We start from the raw sequence: 22032 nt of genomic DNA, 5'->3' as shown, positions 1-22032 counted from the left end.
AATTAATATCCGTTGTGCCGGAGCGCCTTGCCCGGCCTGCATATCTCAACTGCGCTACTGCACGCTGATCCGTAACGCCACAGCTGTGGCAAACGGGCTTAGCGTGGCGCTGCCGACCAGCAACGCGCCCAGAATCGCCATGTACCCTTCAACCGGTAAGTGCATGGAAGCCGCATCCATCGCCGCGGTCGCAAAAATCAGTAAGGGTATGGTGAGCGGGAGTACCAGCACGCTTAACAGCACGCCGCCGCGCTTTAAGCCCACCGTCAACCCCACGCCCGGCGCGCCGAGGAAGCCCAGCGTCGGCGTCCCGAGTAACAAGGTCAGCGCCATAATTTTCCAGCCGTACATATCCATGCCCAGCAGCAACGCCACCAGCGGCGAGAGGATCAGCAGCGGCAGGCCGGTCACGACCCAGTGCGCCATCACTTTCGCCAGCACCACTGCCGGCAGCGGCAGCGGCAGCAGCATCAGTTGCTCAAGGCTGCCGTCCTGCAGATCATCACGAAACAGGCGCTCCAGCGCCAGCAACGACGCCAGCAGCGCCGCAACCCAGATGATGCCCGGCGCAATACGCGCCAGCAGTTGCGGTTCCGGCCCAATGCTCAGCGGGAACAGCGTAATAACAATCAGGAAGAACCATAAAGGATTGGCGATTTCCGCACTATGACGAAACGCAACTCGTAGTTCTAAACGGAAGATTCGCCACATCATTGCGTTGCCCTCTCGCTGGTCAGCGCAATACGTCGCACTTTATCGGTCTCTACATTGAGCGGTTGGTGGGTGGTGAGAATAACAATACCGCCCTGCTCCGTATGCTGCGCCATACGCTGAGTCAGTCGCTCAACGCCGTTCACATCAATGGCGGTAAAGGGTTCGTCGAGGATCCACAGCCGGGCGCGGGTCAGCCACAAACGGGCCAGTGCCACGCGCCGCTGTTGTCCGGCGGAGAGTTGATTCACCGGGATATCTTCATATCCGGCAAGCCCCGCCTGCGCCAGCGCAGCCAGACACTGTGCGACGTCGCCGTCATGGTGGAAGAAACGCAGGTTTTCCAACGCCGAAAGCCGGGTTTTTATCCCCGGCTGATGTCCGATCCACAGCAGTTGTTGATGGTAGCTGTCCCGCACGTGATGCAGCGGTTGCTCTTGCCAGCAAACCTCCCCTGCGTCGGGACGCGCCAGCCCGGTAAGTAACCGCAGCAAAGTGGTTTTTCCTGCGCCGTTGCTGCCGGTAATTTGTACCCATTCCCCTGCGTTGACGCGAAATGACAAATCGCTGAACAGTATTCTGTCATCCCGCTCGCAAAGTAATTCTCTGGCTTCAAGCATACCTGGTTATCTACATCCTGTTAAAATCCCGGTTTGACTTCGCGCATATCAGGCAGTTTGTGCGCTATCCCTTTATGACAGTCAATACAGGTTTGCCCGTCTTTCACGGCCTGGTCGTGCATTTTGGCCGCAACGCCTTTCTGGGCGGTTAAATCCATAAACTCGAAGTTGTGACAGTTTCGACACTCTTGCGAATTGTTATCTTTCATACGCCGCCACTCATTTTGCGCCATCGTTAAACGATGGTCTTCAAATTTCTGCGGTGTATCTATCAACCCCAGTGCTTTCGCGTACAGCTCTTTACTGGCCTTGATCTTACGAATCATTTTCGGACCCCACTCATGTGGGACGTGGCAATCAGGGCAAGTCGCTCGCACACCACTACGGTTGTTGTAGTGTACGGTTTCCATGTATTCCTGGTACACCGTATTGCGCATTTCGTGACAGCTAATGCAGAACTCTTCTGTATTGGCCTTTTCCATACCGGTATTAAAGCCGCCCCAGAAAATAATGCCGCCCACAAAGCCGATTAACAACAGCGTGCCGAGCGCCAGACGGCTGGGGCGACGCCACCATTGCCAGACGCGCTTAATCCAGCCTGGTTTACGGTTAGAATTTTCCATAATGACCTCTTATTTCCCGTAACCTTTCGAGGGGGTGAAGGTATTTTCAACAATCGGCGCGGCGTCAGCCTGCGGAACGTGACATTGCAGGCAGAAATAACGACGCGGCGCGACTTCAGCCAATACCTTACCGTCGCTGTCCATAAAGTGCGTCGGACTGATGCGCGGCGCACCGGTGGTGCGATAGCTTTCCACACCGTGACATTGCAGGCAGCGGTTAGTGTTAGTCGTCACCTGATACCCTTCAACGCTGTGCGGAACCATCGGCGGCTGATTCACATAGTTCAGCGGCATACGCACTTGCTCTTTCGGCATGCGAATCGCCCCTTCTTGTGTCCCTGAGACTTCCGGTGACTGACTCAGATCCACTCCGTTTGCAGCCCAAACGGCCCCACTGACTACCAGGGCCAGCGCAGCCGTCCATTGACTCAGCGCTTTAATCAGGTCATGGCTTTTCATGATTTCGCTCCCGAACTCCATCGTGTTGTTATTGTAAAAACATCCTCAGAACAGACATCCACACAGCGACCGCAGGCCATGCAATCGCGGCTGGTTACCTGCACCGGACTTTGCTCATCCAGCACCGGCGCACGTAGCACATGCGGTTCCGGGCAAACATGAAAACAATCCATACAGCGGTTACATCTGTTACGTTCTTTTGCCGAAACGGTTAATGCACCTTTACTCCCCACCACGCTATACAGCGCACCCAGTGGGCAAAGATGCCCGCACCAGCCATGCTCAACAACCAGTAGATCAAATAAAAACAGCGCGAGGATCAGCAGCGCCCCGCTGCCAAATCCCATGACCAGGCTCCGTCCGAGCAAAGAGACTGGGTTTATCCACTCCCACAGCAGCGTACCGGTCACGGCGGAACCGACCAGGATAACCACCAGCAGGACGTACCGTATATGGCGCGGCAGGGTTGCAGACTGATTCAGGTCAAACCTTCTGCGCAACCAACTGGCTAAATCGGTGACAGGGTTCATGGGACAAACCCAACTGCAAAACAGTCGCTTACCCGCCAGGGCATACAGCACCGTGATGATGACCGCCCCCGTTAACGCAACCGTCGCCGGCAGGTGTCCGCTGGCCAGGCTTTGCAGGGTAATCAGCGGATCGGTGAACGGGATGGAGTCCAGCAACAGGCTGCTACTGTAATTGCCATGCAGGATCCAGACGCCAAGCCATGGGCCGCTAAGGAACATCGCCAGTATCAGAAACTGGCTCAGACGACGCAGCACCAGCCAGCGATGACTCTTCCACCATCCTTTTTTTGCCTGCGCTTCACGCCCGGCGTCACGTTTACGATTTGCCATTGTTCCCCTCCAGCCAACCGAAGCGGTAATGGTGTCCTAACTCCCCTTTCGCCAGCGACAGGGGCAGCACTTTTATTGCTGGCTGCTCCAGGACGCACACTTTTTCGCATTTCCCGCAGCCGGTACAGGCATCGCTGTGCACGGTTGGAATAAACCGCGCATGCTTGCCGGTACGCATGTTGCGGTCCAGCTCCAGGGTGATAGCCTCATCGATTTTCGGGCATTCGCGATAGCAAACGTCGCAGCGTAATCCCTGATAGTTGAGGCAGTTTTCGTGATCCAGCAGTACCGCCAGCCCCATGCGTGAATCGTCAATAGATTCAATGTCCCTGTCCAACGCACCGCTGGGGCAAACTTTGGCGCACGGAATGTCTTCACACATTTCGCAGGGAATATCACGCGCGACAAAATACGGCGTACCGGCAGCCAGCCCTGAGGCCAGCGTCGCCAGCTTCAGCGTGTCATACGGGCAGGCCTGAACGCACTGACCACAGCGCACGCAGGCACTGGCGAATGCCTCCTCGCTCAGTGCGCCTGGCGGGCGTAGCCGCACGCCGGTTGCACGTGCGGTTTGCTGTTGCAACCCCAGCGCCACGCCAACGACGGCCAGTCCGCCCGCTGCGCGAACCATATCGCGCAGAAAGCGGCGGCGGCCATTTTGGGGTTTTGCTGACCGGGACATAACGCGTTACACCTTCGCCAGTTTCACAGCGCACTTCTTGAAATCCGTCTCTTTGGAGAGCGGATCCGTCGCATCCAGCGTCAGGTTGTTCACCAGCTGTGCGGCGTCGAAGAACGGCATGTAGACCAGCCCCTGCGGTGGACGGTTACGCCCGCGCGTTTCAACTATCGAGATAACTTCACCACGACGGGAAACCACTTTGACTTTGTCGCCACGGCGCAGATCGCGTGCTTTTGCATCCAGCGGATGGATAAACAGCACAGCTTCCGGGAAAGCACGGTGCAGCTCAGGTACGCGACGCGTCATGCTGCCGGTATGCCAGTGCTCCAGCACACGTCCGGTAGACAGCCACAGGTCGTACTCTTTATCCGGCGCTTCTGCGGCAGGTTCAAATGGCAGCGCGAAGATGACCGCTTTGCCGTCCGGCTTACCGTAGAACTTGTAGCTTTCACCCGCTTTCACGTAAGGGTCGTTGCCTTCGCTGTAGCGCCACTGGGTCTCTTTGCCCTCAACGACCGGCCAGCGTAAACCGCGCGCTTTGTGGTAATCGTCAAATGGCGCAAGGTCATGCCCGTGACCGCGACCAAACCAGGCGTACTCTTCGAACAGCCCTTTTTGCAGATAGAAACCCAGCTCGCGGGATTCATCGTTCAGCTGATCTTCAGCCAGTTCAGCCACCGGGAATTTCGTCACTGCAGGCGTGGCAAACAGTACGTCATACAGCGTTTTGCCGCGCAGTTCCGGTTTCTGTGCCAACAGCGCTTCCGGCCACACTTCTTCTGTTTTGAAGCGACGAGAGAACTGCACCAGTTGCCACAGATCCGATTTCGATTCACCCGGCGCTTTAATCTGCTGACGCCAGAACTGTGTACGACGTTCCGCGTTACCGTAAGCACCTTCTTTCTCTACCCACATCGCGGTCGGCAGGATCAGGTCGGCCGACAGAGCGCTGACCGTCGGGTACGGATCGGAGACGATGATGAAGTTGCGCGGATCGCGCCAGCCCGGCATACGCTCTTCGTTGATGTTCGGACCGGCCTGCATGTTGTTGGTACACATCGCCCAGTAGACATTGAGCTTGCCATCTTTCAGCGCACGGTCTTGCGCCACGGCATGCAGACCGATTTTTGCCGGAATGGTCCCCGCCGGAATATTCCAGTGCTTCTCGCAGATATCGCGGTGTTTTTCGTTCGTAACCACCATGTCCGCAGGCAGACGGTGGGAGAACGTACCGACTTCACGCGCGGTACCGCAGGCGGAAGGCTGACCGGTCAAAGAGAACGGACCGCAGCCTGGCTGGGAGATTTTACCGGTCAACAGGTGCAGGTTATAGACCAGGTTGTTGGCCCACACGCCGCGGGTATGCTGGTTGAAGCCCATCGTCCAGTAGGAGATGACTTTTTTCTTCGGATCGGCATACAGCTGCGCCAGCTGTTCCAGCTGATCTTTCGGTACGCCGGTCATTTCGGCGGTTTTATCCAGCGTGTACTCGGCAACAAAGGCTTTGTAGTCCTCAAAGCTCATCGGCTCAGAGGCATCGGATCCCGGGTTTTTCGCCGCTTTTTCCAGCGGATGGGTTGGACGCAGACCGTAGCCAATGTCCGTCACGCCTTTACGCAGATTAACGTGCTTGCTAAAGAAATCCTGGTTGATCGCATTGTTTTGAATGATGTAGTTAGCGATGTAGTTGAGGATCACCAGATCGGTTTGCGGCGTGAAGACCATGCCGTTATCCGCCAGCTCAAAGCTGCGGTGCTGGAAGGTGGAGAGCACCGCGACATTAACATTGGGATCGGACAGACGACGGTTGGTGATGCGCGACCACAGGATCGGGTGCATCTCCGCCATATTCGCGCCCCACAGGACGAAAGCATCTGCATGCTCGATATCGTCATAGCAGCCCATCGGTTCATCCATACCGAAGGTACGCATAAAGCCGACTACCGCTGACGCCATGCAGTGACGCGCGTTCGGGTCGATGTTATTCGAACGAAAACCCGCTTTAAACAATTTGGCAGCGGCATAACCTTCCCAAATCGTCCACTGACCCGAGCCGAACATACCGATAGACTCCGGGCCTTTCTCCTTCAGGGACGTTTTGAATTTCTCTTCCATCACGTCAAAGGCCTGATCCCAGCTAATCGGGGTGAACTCGCCTTCTTTGTGATACTTACCGTCCTTCATGCGCAGCATCGGCTGCGTTAAACGGTCTTTTCCGTACATGATTTTCGGCAGGAAGTAACCTTTGATGCAGTTAAGCCCACGGTTAACCGGCGCATCCGGATCGCCCTGGCATGCCACAACACGCCCTTGCTGCGTCCCGACCAATACGCCACAGCCCGTCCCGCAAAAACGGCACGGGGCTTTGTCCCATTTGATGGCTTCTTGCTGACCGACTACCGCACGGGCTACGCCCGGCACGCTTAACCCGGCAGCCGCCGCAGCGGCCGCAACGGCGTTAGCTTTCATAAAGCTACGACGACTGAGTTTCATGGTGTTTCCTCACCTTGCTCATCCTGCTGGTGATAAACCAGCGACACCGCCAGCACGCCCGCAACGTTGCGCACTGACTCAATAGTTTTCATTAACGTTTCGCTGTGCTCAGCTTCCACCACCACGATCAGTTGACCGCTTTCCACATCGCTGAGTGCAACTTCGCAACCTGGGAACGAACGCAACTGCGTGGCGATATCATTGATATGCTGACTTTTGGCCTGAACGACCAGGCTGCAGACCTGCCAGTTATTGTCCATGGTTGTACTCCGCGTTAATGGCTGATACCGGGCAGATAGCGACACATGCGCCACATCCGTTACAGTCCTGATTGTCGAGCTGCGGCTGATAAATGCCGGACAGCGTGGGACGAAAGGTTATGGCCATGGGTTCACAGCTATCCTGACAGCGATGACATTCAACGGACTGATATGCGAGACAGTTTTCCCCAATCGTAAAATTCAGATCCCATGCCCTGGTGTGGCGCGGAAGAAAAAGGGATTCAGAACAGGCCTCTGCGCAGGCATAGCAAAAGCTACACTCGCCGTGTTTGAAATTTACGCTCGGGTAACCGCCCTGGCCTCGCTGCAGGATGTCGGTTTCACACGCCTGGATGCAGGCGTCACAACGAAGGCAATGGGCCAGAAAGTGAGAGTCTTCCTTGCTCCAGGGCGGACGGATCCCTGAGTTGGCGTTTCGCCAACTGCCTGTCAACATGCCTCGACGGGATAAATCAACCATGACATTGTCCTTCCATAATGACGCCCTTCCCTGGCGGGTTGAACGACATAAAAAACTGCACTATTTATGAGTAGTTATTTTTAGTCGTAAGATATTTCAGGATGTGTTAGAGGTGCATACCCCAATCGGGGTAAATGCTGTTGCCGGATCAAAGGAGTGTTGAGTTGGCGGGAAAAAATGCGCTTTTGCTCACATTTCAATGAGTTATATAAAACCGTATATAACGAACAACTCAAAAAGAGAATGATCTTACAATTAAGATTATTCTTAGAATATATCGCTACCCTGAAAGCAGACCTCTACCAAATGCACTTAAAATATAAGTAAATCCAGATTAATCGATTATGTAAATATGTTAACCTGCCCCAGACTCGTTCATAAGACAGAAGAAAGGAAACACTGTGAACAATAAGATGAAAACAATTGTCCCTGCCGTACTTTTCGCCGCCTTTGCCAGCGCCTCTGCATGGGCTGCCAGTAACGATGCCGGCGCTCAGCCGCTGGAAAAAGTCGCCCCTTATCCTAAGGCGGAAAAGGGTATGAAGCGCCAGGTTATCCAGCTTACTCCTGAGAAAGATGAATCTACTCTGAAAGTAGAACTGCTGATCGGACAAACGCTGGAAGTTGACTGCAACCAACACCGCCTGGGCGGAGAACTGGACAGCAAAACGCTGGAAGGTTGGGGATATGACTACTATGTCTTCGACAAAGTGACGTCTCCGGTTTCAACCATGATGGCCTGCCCGGACGGTAAGAAAGAGAAGAAATTTATTACCGCGTATCTGGGTGATGACGGCATGCTGCGCTACAACAGCAAGTTACCGATTGTGGTCTATACGCCGGAGAACGTGGAAGTGAAATACCGTATCTGGAAAGCGGAAGAGAAGATTCAGGACGCAGTCGCGCGATAAGTAAGAATGTGCCGGAGGGCGGCGTACCGCCTTATCCGGCATTTTATTTACAGTGCGATATCCGCTACAGCTTTCTGCTCAGGCTGCGGTTGCGCCTGAGGTTTCAGCTGAGGTTTCGGCGCTTCATCAGCAGCCTGCGGCTTGTCATATTTCAGCCCCAGAACATCACTGGTGTATTGCAGCTCTTGTTCCGTAGCTTCAACGTTACCGTTCAGCTTGGTACCATAAGACGGAATAATGGTTTTCAGTTTCGCCTGCCATTCAGGGCTGGCCACTTTATCTTTAAACACTTTTTCCATCAGATGCAGCATAATCGGCGCCGCGGTTGATGCCCCCGGAGAAGCGCCCAGCAGCGCGGCAATGGTGCCCTCTTTATCGCTGACGACTTCGGTACCCAGACGCAGCACACCGCCCTTCTCCGCATCACTTTTAATGATCTGCACACGCTGGCCCGCCTGCCATAAACGCCAGTCTTCTTTTTTCGCCTGCGGATAGTACTCTTGCAGCGCGGCAAAACGGTCGTCATCGCTGAGCATCACCTGGCTTACCAGATATTTCACCAGATCGAAGTTATCCAGACCCACGTTGACCATCGGCATAAAGTTCGAGGTGGTGGTCGAGCTGAGCAGATCCCACAATGAACCGTTTTTCAGGAACTTGGTGGAGAATGTCGCGAATGGCCCAAACAGTACAACGCGTTTGCCATCAAGGATACGGGTATCGATGTGCGGCACGGACATCGGCGGCGCGCCAACGGAGGCCTGACCGTACACTTTCGCCAGGTGGCGATTCACCACGTCCGGATTATCCGCAACCAGGAACTGCCCGCCAACCGGGAATCCGGCATAACCTTTCGCTTCCGGAATGTCGGTTTCCTGCAACAGCTTCAGCGCAGCGCCACCGGCACCGATAAAGACAAACTTCGCCTTGATATCGTGTTCCGCTTCGTTATTTTTCAGATCGGCGACCGTGACGGTCCAGCTATTGTCGGCATTGCGTTTAAAGCCACGCACTTCGGTACTCAGCTGCAGCGCAAAGTTGGGCTTTTTCTGCAACGAGGCAATCAGCTGGCGCGTGATTTCGCCGTAGTTTACGTCAGTACCAATCTCGGTACGCGTTGCCGCGACTTTCTGCTTCGGATCGCGGCCTTCCATGACCAGCGGCGCCCACTCTTTAATCTGCGCGTGATCTTCGGAATAACGCATACCACGGAATAACGTGCTCTGCTGCAGTGCGGTGTAACGGGCACGCAGGAAGTTCACGTTCTCGTCACCCCAGACAAAACTCATGTGCGGAACGGTGGTGATAAATGAGCGTGGTTCATGCATTACGCCATTATTGACCTGATAGGCCCAAAACTGGCGGGAGATCTGGAAGGCTTCGTTGATTTCGACTGCCTTTTCAATGCTGATGCTACCGTCGGCCTTTTTAGGCGTGTAGTTCAGCTCCATCAGTGCGGAGTGGCCTGTTCCGGCGTTATTCCAGCCGTTTGAACTTTCCTGCGCTACACCATCCAGTCGCTCAACCATGGTCATTGACCATTGCGGTTCCAGCTCCTGTAAATAGGTTCCCAGCGTGGCGCTCATGATGCCGCCGCCAATCAACAGTACATCCGTTTCCTGCTCTTCCGCCGCTTTAGCTTTTGCCGCCATCGAGACAACATTCAGCCCAACGGCCATGGTGAAGAGCATGGCAGTCACTTTTTTCATAATGTTAATGCCTTACTTTTAGTATCGCTTTTTTGCTTTTAATGCAGGTGAAAATCGAGCGGTATCAACGGTAACACTTAAGTAAAAATATTTAAATATTGTTTATAAATTATATTTAATTTTTAAAAATGTTATTAATACGTTGATAGTTTATACGGTTATTGACAATCATTTCTGGAAACCGGTCCGTCAGACAGGTACTATGCTGCGCTTTGCTATTCACCGCACGGATGCCTGTCGGTCTGCTGTATCGGGCCATTTTTGACCTAAGAGTAACGATGTCTGCCACTCAACCCTCCTCTGTCGCAGTAGCGGAGCACGCGACGCGCGCAGTGCTGCGCCAACCCCGTTTACTGGTTCGCGAAACGCTGGCCGGTGTGGTAACCGCCCTGGCGCTGATCCCGGAAGTGATCTCTTTTTCCGTTATCGCCGGCGTCGATCCTAAAGTCAGCCTGATAGCCTCAGTCGTACTGTGCCTGGCAATGTCATTTTTAGGTGGCCGTCCGGCAATGGTTACCGCAGCGGCAGGATCGGTCGCGCTGGTGATTGGCCCGATGGTGCATCAACACGGCGTCCAGTACATCCTGCCTGCGGTGGTGCTGGCCGGGATTATTCAGATCCTGTTTGGCGTATTGGGGATGGCGCGTCTGATGCGATTCATTCCTACAGCCGTCATGACCGGTTTTGTGAACGCGCTGGGTATTTTGATTTTCTTTGCCCAGGTCCCGCATTTCTGGGGTAAAAGCCCGCTAATCTGGGGGCTGTTTGTCCTGACCCTGTTGATTGTGCTGTGGGTTCCGCGGTTTATTAAAGCGATCCCCGCGCCGCTTATCGCCATCGTGCTGCTGACGGTGTTCACTGTCACCAGCGGACAACTATTACCCACCGTCGGTGACGAAGGTTCAATGCGCGGCGGCCTGCCGGGATTCACGCAGTTATTGGTACCACTCAACCTGCAAACGCTGGCGATTATCTGGCCCTGCGCGCTGAGCATCGCTTTTGTCGGATTAATGGAGTCGCTGTTAACCGCCCGTCTGGTGGATGACCTGACGGTTACGCCGTCGAATAAGAATCGCGAGAGCGCCGGGTTGGGGATAGCCAATATTCTGGCCGGTTTTTATGGCGGCATCGCCGGGTGTGCGATGATTGGTCAAACCATCGTTAACGTCGAGATGGGCAAAGGACGCAGCCGCATCTCGACGGTCGCCGCCGGGCTGGTGCTGTTGTTGCTGGTCACTGGGTTAAGCGAAGTAATGGCGAAAATCCCCATGTCGGTGCTGGCGGGAATTATGGTGATTGTGGCGGTGAAAACCTTCAGTTGGCACAGCATCCAGCCCGCTACGCTGCGGCAACTCCCCGTTACTGAAACGCTGGTGATGCTGATGACCGTCGCGGCAACGGTGTCAACCGGCAACCTGGCGCTTGGCGTGGTTGCCGGGGTGATGACGATGCTCATTCTGCCGCGTATCGTCAGAGGCAAACGTGCGGCTACATCAGAAACAGCGTTGCCAGACCGAGAAAAATAAAGAAACCACCGGTATCGGTGATTGCCGTAATCATGACGCTCGAGCCGACCGCCGGGTCGCGCCCGAGCTTCACCATCGTCATCGGAATAATAACGCCCATCAACGCCGCCATCAGCAAATTGAGCATCATCGCCAGGGTCATCACGCCGCCGAGCGCCATGTCATCGTACAGCCACCAGGTAATGCCGCCCATAATTCCGCCCCACACGAGGCCATTAATCAACGCCACGCCCATTTCGCGCAGGATTAAAAACGTCAGGTTTCCCGGCTGAATATTTTGTAGCGCCAGCGCGCGAACAATCATGGTGATGGTTTGATTCCCGGTGTTGCCGCCGATCCCCGCCACAATCGGCATCAGCGAGGCCAGCGCGACCAGTTGCGAAATTGTATGTTCGAAGCCGTCGATCACTCGCGAAGCGATAAAGGCGGTACAAAGGTTAACGGCCAACCACGCCCAGCGGGTTTTTACCGCTTTCGTGACGGGGGCAAACACATCCTCTCCGGCGCTTAAGCCGCCCATTCGACGCAGATCGGTATCGGTTTCTTCATAGACCACATCGACGATCTCATCGATGGTTAAACGGCCCATCAGTTTACCTGAAGAGTCAACGACCGCGGCACTGACCAGGTCGTCACGTTCAAAGGTTCGCGCGGCGTGTTCGGCGATATCTTCCGGAGAAAAGGTGAGCGGATCATCTTCCATCACCTCGCTGACTTTTCGCTGCACGTCATTGAGCAGAATACAGGTGAGCGTCAGTTCCCCGACCAGCACTTTATTGCGGTCGGTCACGAAGAGTTTATCGGTGTTCTCCGGCATTTTTCCCAGCCGCCGCAGGTAGCGTTGCACCACTTCCAGCGTCACGTCCGGACGCACGGTGATAACTTCGAACTCCATAATCGCACCGACGCGATTCTTCTCGTAGTGCAGCACCTGGCGGACGCGCGCCCGCTCCTCGGCCGGTAACGTCGCCAACAGTCGACCCGTGAGGTTACGAGGGAGATGCTGAACCAGATAAATCTGTTCGTCGATATCAAGGTATTGCAACGCATCCAGCAGCTCACGATCGCTCATCTCATCGATCAGGTCGTCCCAGACGTTTTCAGACGCCTCAAGCAGGACGTTACCGCGCTTTTCACTTTCGACCAGCCGCCACAGGGCGTGACGCTCTTCAGAAGGTAATGCTTCGAGGGTATCCGCCAGATCGGGCGGCGGCAGGTGGGCGACCAGCGCCCCTACCTCAGCAATATCGTCGGCTAACGTGCCGACGTCATATTGCTCAGCCAGGGTAAGCTTGCCCAATAGCGTTGAAACAACGGCTTTATCAGTGGTCAGCAGCCAGATAAGACGCGCACGCTCTTCATCACGCAGTCTGGCGCTGTTTTTGTTTGTTACAGGCATTAATCATAAATCCATTATATGAAATATCATTAATCATGATGCCGATTTATGTAAATAACAATAAACAGTGCCGCCGGGTGGATAAAAAACCGGCGGCATGTGGGATCATGCGGTACGAGCCACCGCGTCACGCGAGGCGGCATCACGCTCATCGCCCAGCAGTTCACTCAACTGTCCGTTACGCATTTCCAGCAGACGATCGGCGTGAATAAAATAGTGATCGTCATGGCTAATGGCGAAGATAGTTTTACCCATTTCTTGCATCAGCGGTAACAGGACTTGATAGAACTCACGACGGAAATGGGGATCCTGATCGGCAGCCCATTCATCCAGCAGAATGATGTCGCGCTCCTCCGCCAGAGCCAGCAGCAGCGCCACGCGTTTCTTCTGCCCTTTCGACAGCTTCAGATTGAGGATGCGACCATCATTCATCTCCAGCTTGTGACCCATCTTTAGATGTTCCAGCCACTTCGCTACCAGCTGCGGATTGGCTTCTTTACCTTCCGGCCCCAGCAATTTGTCGAACAGCCAGACGTCGGTAAACACGGCGGAAAACAGCTTGCGATAATCTTCCGGCTTTTCAACGGCCACGGCCTTACCATCAAGCAAAATTTCACCTGACTGCGGCTGGTATAGCCCGGTCAGTAACATCGCCAGCGTAGATTTCCCGCTGCCGTTGCCGCCAATCAGGAAGATCAGTTCACCGCGATGAATCGTCAGATTTACCGGCCCTACGGAAAAGGCATTATCCTGATAGTGGAAAACCACGTTACGCAGTTCCAGCGTTTGCCAGTTTGGAAAAGCGGTTGGGCGCGGGAATTCGGCCTTAAAAGGTGCCAGTGCGAATTTATTCAGCTTGTTGAATGCCACCTGCGCAGTGAGCAGGGTTGGTAGCGCGCCAACGGCAGAGAGCAGCGGCGTACGCAGGAATAACAGCGTCAGTGAGTAAGTCGCCGCCACGGCGGTATCCGCCCAGCCCAGACTATTCGCCATCCAGAACACCAGGCCAATGGCGCCCAGCATCATAATGTTTGACCAGTTGACCGCGCTCAGGTGGAAGGTATCGGCGCGAATAATATGGTGACGGTACTCTTTGGCATCCGGGACGTACATCTGATTAAAGATATGCTCGGCGCGCTCGCGGTTGAGCGTCAGCTCTTTGCGCCCTTCCAGCACCGTCTGATAATCGTTGTACAACTTGTCTTCTGTTTCGCGCAGGGTAGCCATGTGCTTATACACCCGCGCCACCAGCACAAATCCCCCCCAGATGGTGATTGCCATCCAGATAGCCGTCACCAGCAGCATTTTGGTCGACAGCATCGCCAGATACGCCGCCGATCCGATGGTCAGGATAATCCCCTGCACCAGCTCAGGCAGACGAACAAAGGCGATGGTGATGTTGCGAATGTCGCTGGTTAAACCGGCCAGCAATGAGGCGCTGCCAAGCTGTTCAATACGCTCGACGTGGGTATCCAGAATACGTTTGATAAATTCGCTACGCAGACGGTAGACAAAGTGGTGGCCGAGCGTGGTCAACGCCAGCTGAGAGCCGAGAGTGACAACCATCAATAGCAGCAACAGGCCAAGAAACTCCGGCAGCACCATCAGCGTGGTGTCGACCGTTTCAATCAGACGCTGGTTGATAAACGCAATCAGCCCAATCCCCAACACGGCGCTGGCGAGGCTGAGCGCCATGACGCTGATAAATGGCCAGCGATACTGCCGCCAGACAAGAAGTAAAAGTTCCATGCGAACAACCCGGACAAGTAATAACAGCCCGCAGTTTAAACATCTCTTCGCTGACATCAATAATAATTCTTATTTTTATTCTTTTTTACCCGCCTGACGAAACGTCAGATTGTAGCGACAGTCTCCGGTCAACGGATGATACCCCGTCTTAAGCGGCTGGATCCCATGATAAAACAGCCGCGAAGTACCGCCCCACACCACCACATCGCCATGTTCCAGCAGCAAACGCTTTAAGGGGTCATTACGGCGCAAGCCGCCAAATTGAAAGATGGCCGGCAATCCTAGCGACACCGAGACAATCGGCGCCCGCAGGTCGGGTTCGTCTTTATCCTGATGTAAGGACAGCTTTGCCCCTGGCGTGTAGCGGTTAATCAGACAGGCATCGGGTTGAAAATCAGCATAGCCCGCCGCCGTCGCTGCCTGTTGGCACAGGTCAGCGAATGCATCCGGCAGCGGCGGCCAGTGCGCGCCGGTTAGCGGATCAAAAGGAGAATAAAGGTAACCATGTTGATCCGTCGTCCAACCCAGACGACCGCAGTTGGTCATTGCCACCGACATCGTGTAGCCGCCGGGCGTCACCATCTGGCGAAACGGCGACTGTCTGGCGATAGCCGCTATCGCCTGCAGCAGAGACGGTGCGCAGTCAAAAGCGAAGCGTCGCAGAATAACCGCGCCTGACGCCAGCGGCTCCTGCCAGGGTTTCGCATCCGCAAAGAGATCGAGCATTATGTTTCCTCGCCAGTCGTTTCACGTTGCAGTAACTGTGCTTTGCGCGCAATGCCCCACCGGTAGCCCGAAAGCGCGCCATCGCCGCGGATCACCCGGTGACACGGGATGACGATTGCCAGTTTATTCGCCCCACAGGCGCTGGCCACCGCACGCACCGCCTTCGGTTTGCCGATGGCGCTGGCCAGTTGCTGGTAGCTCATCGTTTCGCCGCACGGAATTGCGCGCAACGCCTGCCACACCTGCTGCTGAAATGCGGTTCCCCGGATATCCAGCGGCAGCGATAACGGCGCGTCACGCGCATTGATTGCGGCGATCACTTCGCGCACGCGCTGCTGAAAATCGGTATCTGCTGGCACATCCTTAGCGGCGGGAAACAACCCATGCAGATCCGCAACCAACGTAGCGTCATCATCACCAAGTAAGATCGCGCAGATACCACGTTCGCTTTCCGCCACCAGACAGCGACCCAGAGTGCAATCTGCCAGGGTATAGCGTACAGAAACGTTGTCACCACCTTTACGAAATTGCTTTGCGGTCATGCCTAACGTCTGATCCGCTTTTCGGTAGTAGCTGCTGCTGTCGGGAAATCCGGCGTTGAGAATTGCCTGCGTTACCGGAACGCCTTTCGCCAGCGCATCGCGCAGACGGCGAGCGCGCCAGGACTGCTGCCACGCTTTGGGGGTCATGCCCGTTGTGGCTTTGAACAGGCGATGTAAGTGATACGGGCTCATCGCCACCTGCTGCGCCAGCTCGTCCAGCGTGAGGGGAGATTCCTGCTCCAGCAACTGGCAGGCGTGGGCTATTTTCTCCAGCCGATGCTGGTGGGCGCTGTCTTTATCCGGCTGACAACGTTTACAGGGACGAAAACCGGCGGCCAGCGCCTGCCGGGCATCGGCAAAGAAACTGACATTTTTGCGCAGCGCATGTTTCGCCCGACAGGACGGACGGCAGAAAATGCCGGTGGTCTGGACGGCGAAAACAAACTGACCGTCAGCGTCGGCGTCACGATCCACAACGGACTGCCAGCGGTCATCATCAGTTATGTGTAAACGATTTTTCATTATGGACTCCTTTGTTAAGCATAGCGCTTAGCCTCAGTGTGTCCCCATAGCCGGATACAAAAACCCGCAATCTTGCTTTTTAATTTTTTTCGCTGAGCAGGAAGCTTTTAAACTGCGGCGACATCCAGGTTTTAAACCCCTCGCCCTCTTTTATAATCATATAGACCGCGAGTCCTTCACGACGCACCACCTCTTTGGCCTTTTCCGGGCCGAGAACCATCAATCCGGTATCCCAACCGTCAGCCTCCAGCGCCGTTGGTGCGATTACCGTTACAGACACCAGGTTGTGTTCAATCGGACGACCGGTTTGCGGATCAATAACATGGGAAAGGCGCTTACCGTCCAGCTCATAATAGTTACGGTAGCTGCCGGAGGTGCTAATGCCATGCCCGTTAATGTCGACAATCGCCTGCACCGCGTTTTCGCGATCGGTCGGTTTCTGAATCGCGACTCGCCACGAAAGCCCGTCTGCATTCATACCGCGGCTGTTCAATGCTCCACCAACGGATACCAGATAACGGGCGATCCCTTCCTGCTCCATTAATCGTGCCAGATGATCGGCGGCATAACCTTCGCCAACGGTCGAGAGATCCACGTACAGCTCGGGCAAATCTTTTTGCAGGTAGTTCCGATGCGCCTCATTAACAACCTTCAGATGTGAAAGCCCGGTTTGCGCTTTTGCGGCGTCAATTTGCGCCTGCGTAGGAATATGCACCGGTTGCTGATCCGGGCCAAAGCCCCACAGATTGACCAACGGACCCACGGTAATATCCATGGCCCCACCGGTTTTTGCGCCAATGCGTAACGCCGAAGTCACGATATCGGCCATAGCATCATTAACCGGCCATGGCGACAGGCTTTTCGACAGGTTAAAGCGCATTAACGCAGAATCATTTTTATAGGTAGAGAGAAGCTGATCGTCGGCATCCAGCTGAGCCTGGATCTTCGCCTGCAGTTCCCCGGCGCGTTTAGCATCTACGCCCACCGCACTGACCCGCCAGAAAGTGCCCATGGTTTTACCTTCCAGAACGGTGGCAGGTTGTGTGGTCTGGGCAGGTTTCGGGGCTTCATCGCACCCGACAAAAAAGATCGTCACAGCCAGTAGTGCTGCGCGATAGAAATTCACTTCCATACGTAATTATCCTCATGCGAACGGGCGCAAGAGTACACCAAAAATCGTTGTTTGTACGACGAAAAAACGGCATTAAAAAAGGCCCCGCAGGGCCTTTTAACGACATGAGCGCAGATTAGAACTGGTAAACCAGACCCAGCGCTACGATATCATCGGTAGAGATGCGAGCATCACGGGTGAACTGGTTGTCATCCAGCAGGTTGATTTTGTAATCAACATAGGTAGACATGTTTTTGTTGAAGTAGTAGGTCGCGCCAACATCAACATATTTCAGGATATCCTGGTCGCCGTAACCATTGTTCAGGTCTTTACCTTTGGACTGCAGGTAAGCCACGGACGGACGCAGACCGAAGTCGAACTGGTACTGCGCAACAGCTTCAAAGTTCTGTGCTTTGTTAGCCCAGCCCAGGTTGCCCGCACGCGTTGCGTTGTAGGTCTGGGTGTACTGTGCTGCCAGGTAAACGTTATTCGCGTCGTATTTCAGACCGCCAGTGTAGGTTTCAGCACGGTCACCGGTACCGAAGTTCAGACGGTTCTGCTCGTCAGTACGTTTGGAGCTGGTGACTGCAGTACCCAGCGCGAAGCCTTCACCGATATCATAAGTGATAGATCCGCCAACGCCGTCGCCGTTCTGACTCAGCGCATCACGACCGTTGCCGGTCACACCAGTCATACCTTCGCCTTCCGGGCTACCGTTTTTACCCTGGTACTGCAGGGCAAAGTTCAGGCCATCAACCAGACCGAAGAAGTCGGTGTTACGATAGGTCGCGAAGCCGTTACCACGCTGCTGCATGAAGTTGTCAGAACCGTAGGTGTCGCCGCCGAATTCCGGCAGAACGTCGGTCCAGGACGTTACGTCGTAAACTACGCCATAGTTACGACCGTAGTCGAAAGATCCTACGTCAGCGAATTTCAGACCAGCAAACGCCACACGGGTCCAGGAGTTGTTTTCGTTTTCAGAGGAGTTACCCTGAATCTGGTATTCCCACTGGCCGTAACCGGTCAGTTGGTCGTTAACCTGGGTTTCGCCTTTGAAGCCGATACGCATATAGGTCTGATCGCCATCTTTAGTGGAGTCATCAGAGAAATAGTGCAGACCGTCTACTTTACCGTACAGGTCTAATTTGTTGCCGTCTTTGTTATAAATTTCAGCCGCATTTGCTGCGCCTGCTACCAGCAGTGCTGGTACCAGGAGGGACAGTACTTTAACTTTCATGTTATTAACCCTCTGTTATATGCCTTTATTGCTTTTTTATGCCACTGCATACTGATTAAGGTCATTAACCAGTCGGCAACTTCATTCTCCGCAAAAACACAGAATAATCCAACACGAATATGATACTAAAACTTTTAAGGTGTTTCATTTATCGGCATAGGTGTTTCAAAATATTAATACGAGGGAACTTTTTTAAAATCAAAAAACAGGCAAAATAAGCACAAATAATCAAGAACTATTTTAATTAAATTTAAAATCAATAGGTTACCTTAAAAATAGTTATAGCACTGAATGACAAAACAAAATCTTCACTCGCAACTAAAATAGACCCGCTATCATCATTAACTTTATTTATTACCGTCATTCATTCATGAATGTCTGTTTACCCCTATTTCAACCGAATGCTTCGCGTTCGGTTTTTTTTTACCCTTCTTTACACAAAACTTACCGTTCTGTGCTACCGATGCAAAACTATAACAACTATTAACTATCTCATTGCGTCGTATTCAGATATAAATCTGATTAATAATTTCTTGTTATTTAATGCTAAATGTATACATTCCGTACAAATATTTGTACCCGCCTTTATCCACTGTACACCTTTGCATTGTCATAGCTGCAACAGAATGGAGCGTAAAAAATGCGGGCCATCCGGCGTGGTGTAAGTGTGGCAATTCATATATTACCCTTTATACTGCCCCATCATCTTTCGCGTCGTTTAACAGGTCATAAACACGAATGAGTCAGTCTGACACAACGGCTTCTACCCGATTCTCCCTGCTACCGGGAAGTATTACCCGTTTCTTCTTATTACTGATCGTTGTGCTGTTGGTGATGATGGGCGTTATGGTCCAGAGCGCCGTCAACACCTGGTTAAAGGATAAGAGCTATCAGATTGTCGATATCACCCATGCCATTCATAAAAGGGTCGATACCTGGCGATACGTGACCTGGCAAATCTATGACAATATTGCCGCTACGGCCAGTTCACCTGGTGCAGAAGGACTGCAGGAAACGCGTCTGAAACAAGACGTCTATTATCTTGAGAAACCGCGCAGAAAGACCGAGGCGCTGATTTTCGGTTCCCATGACAGTTCTACGCTGGAGATGACCCAACGCATCTCAACCTATCTTGATACGCTGTGGGGCGCGGAAAATGTTCCGTGGTCTATGTATTACCTGAATGGTCAGGACAATAGCCTGATCCTTATCTCAACGCTGCCGCTAAAAGATCTGACTTCCGGTTTTAAAGAGTCGACGATTGGTAATATTGTCGATTCACGGCGCGCGGAAATGTTACAACAGGCCAATGCACTGGATGAACGTGAAAGCTTCTCTTCACTGCGCCGTCTGGCGTGGCAGAACGGGCATTACTTCACGCTACGCACGACCTTTAATCAGCCTGGACATCTGGCAACGGTTGTCGCCTTTGACCTGCCGATTAATGACTTGATCCCACCCGGCATGCCGCTGGACAGCTTCCATCTGGTTCCAGATGCCACGTCAACAACCGAGCATCTGAATGAAAAAGAGTCGCCTGACAGCGTCAGCATTAATTTCAACAACAGTAAAATTGAGATATCTTCGGCGCTAAACTCAACGGATATGCGGCTGGTGTGGCAGGTTCCGTTTGGCTCATTGCTGCTCGACACCTTGCAAAGCATTCTGCTGCCGCTGTTACTCAACATTGCTTTGTTGGCCCTGGCGCTGTTTGGCTATACCACCTTTCGCCACCTCCCTGCCCGTTCCACCGAAGTGGCACCAAACCTTGCGGCAAATAATGAACTGCGTGTTCTGCGCGCCATCAATGAAGAGATAGTGTCTTTGCTGCCTCTGGGCTTGCTGGTGCACGATCAAGAAGCAAACCGCACGGTTATCAGCAATAAAATTGCCGACCACCTGTTACCGCATTTAAATTTGCAAAACATTACCAGTATGGCGGAGCAGCATCAGGGGGTGATTCAGGCCACCATCAATAATGAGCTGTATGAGATCCGGCTGTTCCGCAGCCAGATCTCATCGAGAACGCAGATCTTTATTATTCGTGACCAGGACCGCGAAGTGCTGGTTAATAAGAAGCTGAAGCAAGCGCAGCGACTGTATGAGAAAAACCAGCAGGCCCGGGCTGCCTTTATGCAGAATATCGGCAGCGCACTGAAAGACCCGGCGAAAACACTTGCCGCTAATGCTGCCGCACTGAATAGCCCGGACAGCCAGAAACTGGCCAATCAGGCAGACGTTCTGGTGCGTATGGTAGATGAAATCCAGTTGGCCAACCTGCTGGAAAGCGACGCCTGGAAAAGTGAATCGACGCTGTTTTCCGTGCAGGCGTTAATTGATGACGTGGTTCCGGAGGTTCTGCCAGCCATTAAACGTAAAGGGCTGCAGCTACTGATTAAAAATCACCTTAGCGCCCATGATGAACGCCGCGGCGACCGCGATGCCCTGCGCCGTATTTTGCTGTTGCTGATCCAATATGCGGTAACCACCACGCAAATTGGCAAAATCACGCTGGAAGTCGACCAGGATGAGTCGGAGACTGAACGCCTGACCTTCCGCATTCTGGATACCGGGCAAGGTGTCACGTTGAATGAAGTTGATAACCTGCACTTCCCGTTCATCAATGACACCCAGGGCGATCGGTATAGCAAGGCCAACCCGCTGACGTTCTGGTTATGCGATCAGCTCGCCCGCAAGCTAGGTGGACACCTGAACATTAAAGCGCGGGAAGAACTTGGAACACGTTATATAGTCCATGTTAAAATGCCGCTGCACGATCAACATGCTGAAAGTGAAGAGCGTTTGTTAGATGACGTCTGCATAATGGTTGATGTCACCTCTAATGACGTACGCAGCATCGTATTACGCCAACTGGAGAACTGGGGAGCAACCTGCATCACGCCTGATGAGCGGTTGAATAGTCAAGAATATGATCTCTTTTTAACAGATAATCCGTCTAATCTTACTGCCTCAGGCCTTCTTTTAAGCGATGATGAGTCTGGCGTGCGGAAAATTGGCCCTGGTCAGCTGCGCGTCAACTTTAATATGAGCAATGCTATGCAGGAAGCTGTCCTCGAGCTGATAGAAGAGCAGCTGGCACAAGAAGAGATCCAGGAACTCCCCCTCGGCGGAGATGAAAACGCCGAACTTCATGCCAGTGGTTACTATGCACTCTTTGTAGACACAGTACCGGATGATGTTAAGAGGTTGTATACTGAGGCAGCAACCAGCGATTTCGCTGCGTTAGCCCAAACGGCCCATCGCCTGAAAGGCGTGTTTGCCATGCTTAATCTGGTACCCGGCAAGCAGTTATGTGAAGCGCTGGAACATCTTATTCAAGAGAAAGATGCTCCAGGTATAGAAAAATACATCAGCGACATTGACGATTACGTCAAGAGCTTGCTGTAGCAA

General features: G+C 53.5%; 19 protein-coding genes. 3 read left to right on the top strand and 16 right to left on the bottom strand.

Translation table 11 applies throughout. The features are described from left to right. Nucleotides 1-54 precede the first annotated feature (54 nt). Genes ccmB through napF form a run of 9 tightly spaced genes read right to left on the bottom strand, consistent with a single transcriptional unit; the run spans nt 55 to nt 7189 of the window. Nucleotides 55-714 (bottom strand): heme exporter protein CcmB, encoded by a 660-nt coding sequence (ccmB, locus tag HV314_RS08860; protein ID WP_181547867.1) that lies wholly within the window; start codon nt 712-714, stop codon nt 55-57. Further along, complete coding sequence (gene ccmA / locus HV314_RS08855) at nt 711-1331, bottom strand: cytochrome c biogenesis heme-transporting ATPase CcmA (protein WP_016153771.1); 621 nt, start codon at nt 1329-1331, stop codon at nt 711-713. Before ccmA ends, ccmB begins: the two co-directional genes overlap by 4 nt. Before the next feature lie 20 nt (nt 1332-1351). Further along, nucleotides 1352-1954 carry a cytochrome c-type protein NapC gene (napC, locus tag HV314_RS08850; protein WP_003027548.1) on the bottom strand — a complete coding sequence of 201 codons (603 nt, stop codon included), beginning with the start codon at nt 1952-1954 and terminating at the stop codon, nt 1352-1354. A gap of 9 nt (nt 1955-1963) precedes the next feature. After that, nucleotides 1964-2413 carry a nitrate reductase cytochrome c-type subunit gene (gene napB / locus HV314_RS08845; RefSeq protein ID WP_016153772.1) on the bottom strand — a complete coding sequence of 150 codons (450 nt, stop codon included), beginning with the start codon at nt 2411-2413 and terminating at the stop codon, nt 1964-1966. Beyond that, a complete protein-coding gene (gene napH, locus HV314_RS08840; protein WP_016153773.1) occupies nt 2410-3273 on the bottom strand; it encodes a quinol dehydrogenase ferredoxin subunit NapH in 864 nt (287 codons plus the stop codon). The genes napB and napH overlap by 4 nt, the downstream gene beginning before the upstream one ends. After that, nucleotides 3260-3955, bottom strand: a complete 696-nt coding sequence (napG, locus tag HV314_RS08835; protein WP_016153774.1) for a ferredoxin-type protein NapG — start codon at nt 3953-3955, stop codon at nt 3260-3262. Before napG ends, napH begins: the two co-directional genes overlap by 14 nt. A 6-nt stretch (nt 3956-3961) precedes the next feature. Continuing rightward, nucleotides 3962-6448, bottom strand: coding sequence for a nitrate reductase catalytic subunit NapA (napA, locus tag HV314_RS08830; RefSeq protein WP_016153775.1), 2487 nt, complete (start codon nt 6446-6448; stop codon nt 3962-3964). Next, entirely contained in the window at nt 6445-6708 is a 264-nt protein-coding gene (gene napD, locus HV314_RS08825) for a chaperone NapD (RefSeq protein ID WP_016153776.1), read from the bottom strand. The genes napA and napD overlap by 4 nt, the downstream gene beginning before the upstream one ends. Next, complete coding sequence (napF, locus tag HV314_RS08820) at nt 6698-7189, bottom strand: ferredoxin-type protein NapF (protein ID WP_131405173.1); 492 nt, start codon at nt 7187-7189, stop codon at nt 6698-6700. The genes napD and napF overlap by 11 nt, the downstream gene beginning before the upstream one ends. A gap of 413 nt (nt 7190-7602) precedes the next feature. Between napF and eco the strand changes: the two genes are divergently transcribed. Next, nucleotides 7603-8100 carry a serine protease inhibitor ecotin gene (gene eco, locus HV314_RS08815; protein WP_029139607.1) on the top strand — a complete coding sequence of 166 codons (498 nt, stop codon included), beginning with the start codon at nt 7603-7605 and terminating at the stop codon, nt 8098-8100. A gap of 47 nt (nt 8101-8147) precedes the next feature. Here the strand turns inward: eco and mqo are convergent, their stop codons facing one another. Beyond that, nucleotides 8148-9809, bottom strand: coding sequence for a malate dehydrogenase (quinone) (gene mqo, locus HV314_RS08810; RefSeq protein WP_016153779.1), 1662 nt, complete (start codon nt 9807-9809; stop codon nt 8148-8150). Nucleotides 9810-10087: 278 nt separating this feature from the next. On the opposite strand from mqo, the gene HV314_RS08805 reads away from it, so the two are divergent. After that, nucleotides 10088-11335, top strand: coding sequence for a SulP family inorganic anion transporter (locus tag HV314_RS08805; RefSeq protein ID WP_181547866.1), 1248 nt, complete (start codon nt 10088-10090; stop codon nt 11333-11335). On the opposite strand, the gene mgtE is transcribed toward HV314_RS08805, so the two are convergent. The 6 genes from mgtE to HV314_RS08775 form a co-directional block, all read right to left on the bottom strand. Beyond that, nucleotides 11298-12734 carry a magnesium transporter gene (mgtE, locus tag HV314_RS08800; RefSeq protein ID WP_016153782.1) on the bottom strand — a complete coding sequence of 479 codons (1437 nt, stop codon included), beginning with the start codon at nt 12732-12734 and terminating at the stop codon, nt 11298-11300. The two genes, HV314_RS08805 and mgtE, sit on opposite strands and share 38 nt — an antisense overlap. Before the next feature lie 105 nt (nt 12735-12839). Then, entirely contained in the window at nt 12840-14483 is a 1644-nt protein-coding gene (locus HV314_RS08795; protein WP_181547865.1) for a multidrug ABC transporter permease/ATP-binding protein, read from the bottom strand. Nucleotides 14484-14558: 75 nt separating this feature from the next. Then, nucleotides 14559-15209, bottom strand: a complete 651-nt coding sequence (gene alkB / locus HV314_RS08790) for a DNA oxidative demethylase AlkB (RefSeq protein ID WP_016153784.1) — start codon at nt 15207-15209, stop codon at nt 14559-14561. Then, nucleotides 15209-16273 carry a bifunctional DNA-binding transcriptional regulator/O6-methylguanine-DNA methyltransferase Ada gene (ada, locus tag HV314_RS08785; RefSeq protein ID WP_181547864.1) on the bottom strand — a complete coding sequence of 355 codons (1065 nt, stop codon included), beginning with the start codon at nt 16271-16273 and terminating at the stop codon, nt 15209-15211. The genes alkB and ada overlap by 1 nt, the downstream gene beginning before the upstream one ends. 79 nt (nt 16274-16352) lie before the next feature. Then, nucleotides 16353-17405: an FAD:protein FMN transferase ApbE gene (gene apbE / locus HV314_RS08780; RefSeq protein ID WP_016153786.1), complete on the bottom strand. Its 1053-nt coding sequence runs from the start codon at nt 17403-17405 to the stop codon at nt 16353-16355. A gap of 115 nt (nt 17406-17520) precedes the next feature. Beyond that, nucleotides 17521-18621, bottom strand: coding sequence for a porin OmpC (locus HV314_RS08775; RefSeq protein WP_016153787.1), 1101 nt, complete (start codon nt 18619-18621; stop codon nt 17521-17523). Nucleotides 18622-19359: 738 nt separating this feature from the next. Between HV314_RS08775 and rcsD the strand changes: the two genes are divergently transcribed. Continuing rightward, nucleotides 19360-22029, top strand: a complete 2670-nt coding sequence (gene rcsD / locus HV314_RS08770) for a phosphotransferase RcsD (protein WP_047359202.1) — start codon at nt 19360-19362, stop codon at nt 22027-22029. Nucleotides 22030-22032 lie beyond the last annotated feature (3 nt).

The organism is Citrobacter sp. RHBSTW-00887, assembly GCF_013728095.1.
GTDB lineage: Bacteria > Pseudomonadota > Gammaproteobacteria > Enterobacterales > Enterobacteriaceae > Citrobacter > Citrobacter braakii.
The sequence above is the reverse complement of the archived record's forward strand: the minus strand, read 5'-3'. Positions and strand labels throughout refer to the sequence as shown.

Bases quoted from the DNA above. Each gene is read 5' to 3' on its own strand.
- eco (WP_029139607.1), top strand. From the start codon at position 7,603: ATGAAAACAATTGTCCCTGCCGTACTTTTCGCCGCCTTTGCCAGCGCC.
- napF (WP_131405173.1), bottom strand. From the start codon at position 7,189: ATGGTTGATTTATCCCGTCGAGGCATGTTGACAGGCAGTTGGCGAAAC.
- napB (WP_016153772.1), bottom strand. From the start codon at position 2,413: ATGAAAAGCCATGACCTGATTAAAGCGCTGAGTCAATGGACGGCTGCG.
- rcsD (WP_047359202.1), top strand. From the start codon at position 19,360: ATGAGTCAGTCTGACACAACGGCTTCTACCCGATTCTCCCTGCTACCG.
- napA (WP_016153775.1), bottom strand. From the start codon at position 6,448: ATGAAACTCAGTCGTCGTAGCTTTATGAAAGCTAACGCCGTTGCGGCC.
- napD (WP_016153776.1), bottom strand. From the start codon at position 6,708: ATGGACAATAACTGGCAGGTCTGCAGCCTGGTCGTTCAGGCCAAAAGT.
- HV314_RS08805 (WP_181547866.1), top strand. From the start codon at position 10,088: ATGTCTGCCACTCAACCCTCCTCTGTCGCAGTAGCGGAGCACGCGACG.
- ada (WP_181547864.1), bottom strand. From the start codon at position 16,273: ATGAAAAATCGTTTACACATAACTGATGATGACCGCTGGCAGTCCGTT.
- napH (WP_016153773.1), bottom strand. From the start codon at position 3,273: ATGGCAAATCGTAAACGTGACGCCGGGCGTGAAGCGCAGGCAAAAAAA.
- napG (WP_016153774.1), bottom strand. From the start codon at position 3,955: ATGTCCCGGTCAGCAAAACCCCAAAATGGCCGCCGCCGCTTTCTGCGC.
- napC (WP_003027548.1), bottom strand. From the start codon at position 1,954: ATGGAAAATTCTAACCGTAAACCAGGCTGGATTAAGCGCGTCTGGCAA.
- ccmB (WP_181547867.1), bottom strand. From the start codon at position 714: ATGATGTGGCGAATCTTCCGTTTAGAACTACGAGTTGCGTTTCGTCAT.
- mqo (WP_016153779.1), bottom strand. From the start codon at position 9,809: ATGAAAAAAGTGACTGCCATGCTCTTCACCATGGCCGTTGGGCTGAAT.
- HV314_RS08795 (WP_181547865.1), bottom strand. From the start codon at position 14,483: ATGGAACTTTTACTTCTTGTCTGGCGGCAGTATCGCTGGCCATTTATC.
- apbE (WP_016153786.1), bottom strand. From the start codon at position 17,405: ATGGAAGTGAATTTCTATCGCGCAGCACTACTGGCTGTGACGATCTTT.
- HV314_RS08775 (WP_016153787.1), bottom strand. From the start codon at position 18,621: ATGAAAGTTAAAGTACTGTCCCTCCTGGTACCAGCACTGCTGGTAGCA.
- mgtE (WP_016153782.1), bottom strand. From the start codon at position 12,734: ATGCCTGTAACAAACAAAAACAGCGCCAGACTGCGTGATGAAGAGCGT.
- alkB (WP_016153784.1), bottom strand. From the start codon at position 15,209: ATGCTCGATCTCTTTGCGGATGCGAAACCCTGGCAGGAGCCGCTGGCG.
- ccmA (WP_016153771.1), bottom strand. From the start codon at position 1,331: ATGCTTGAAGCCAGAGAATTACTTTGCGAGCGGGATGACAGAATACTG.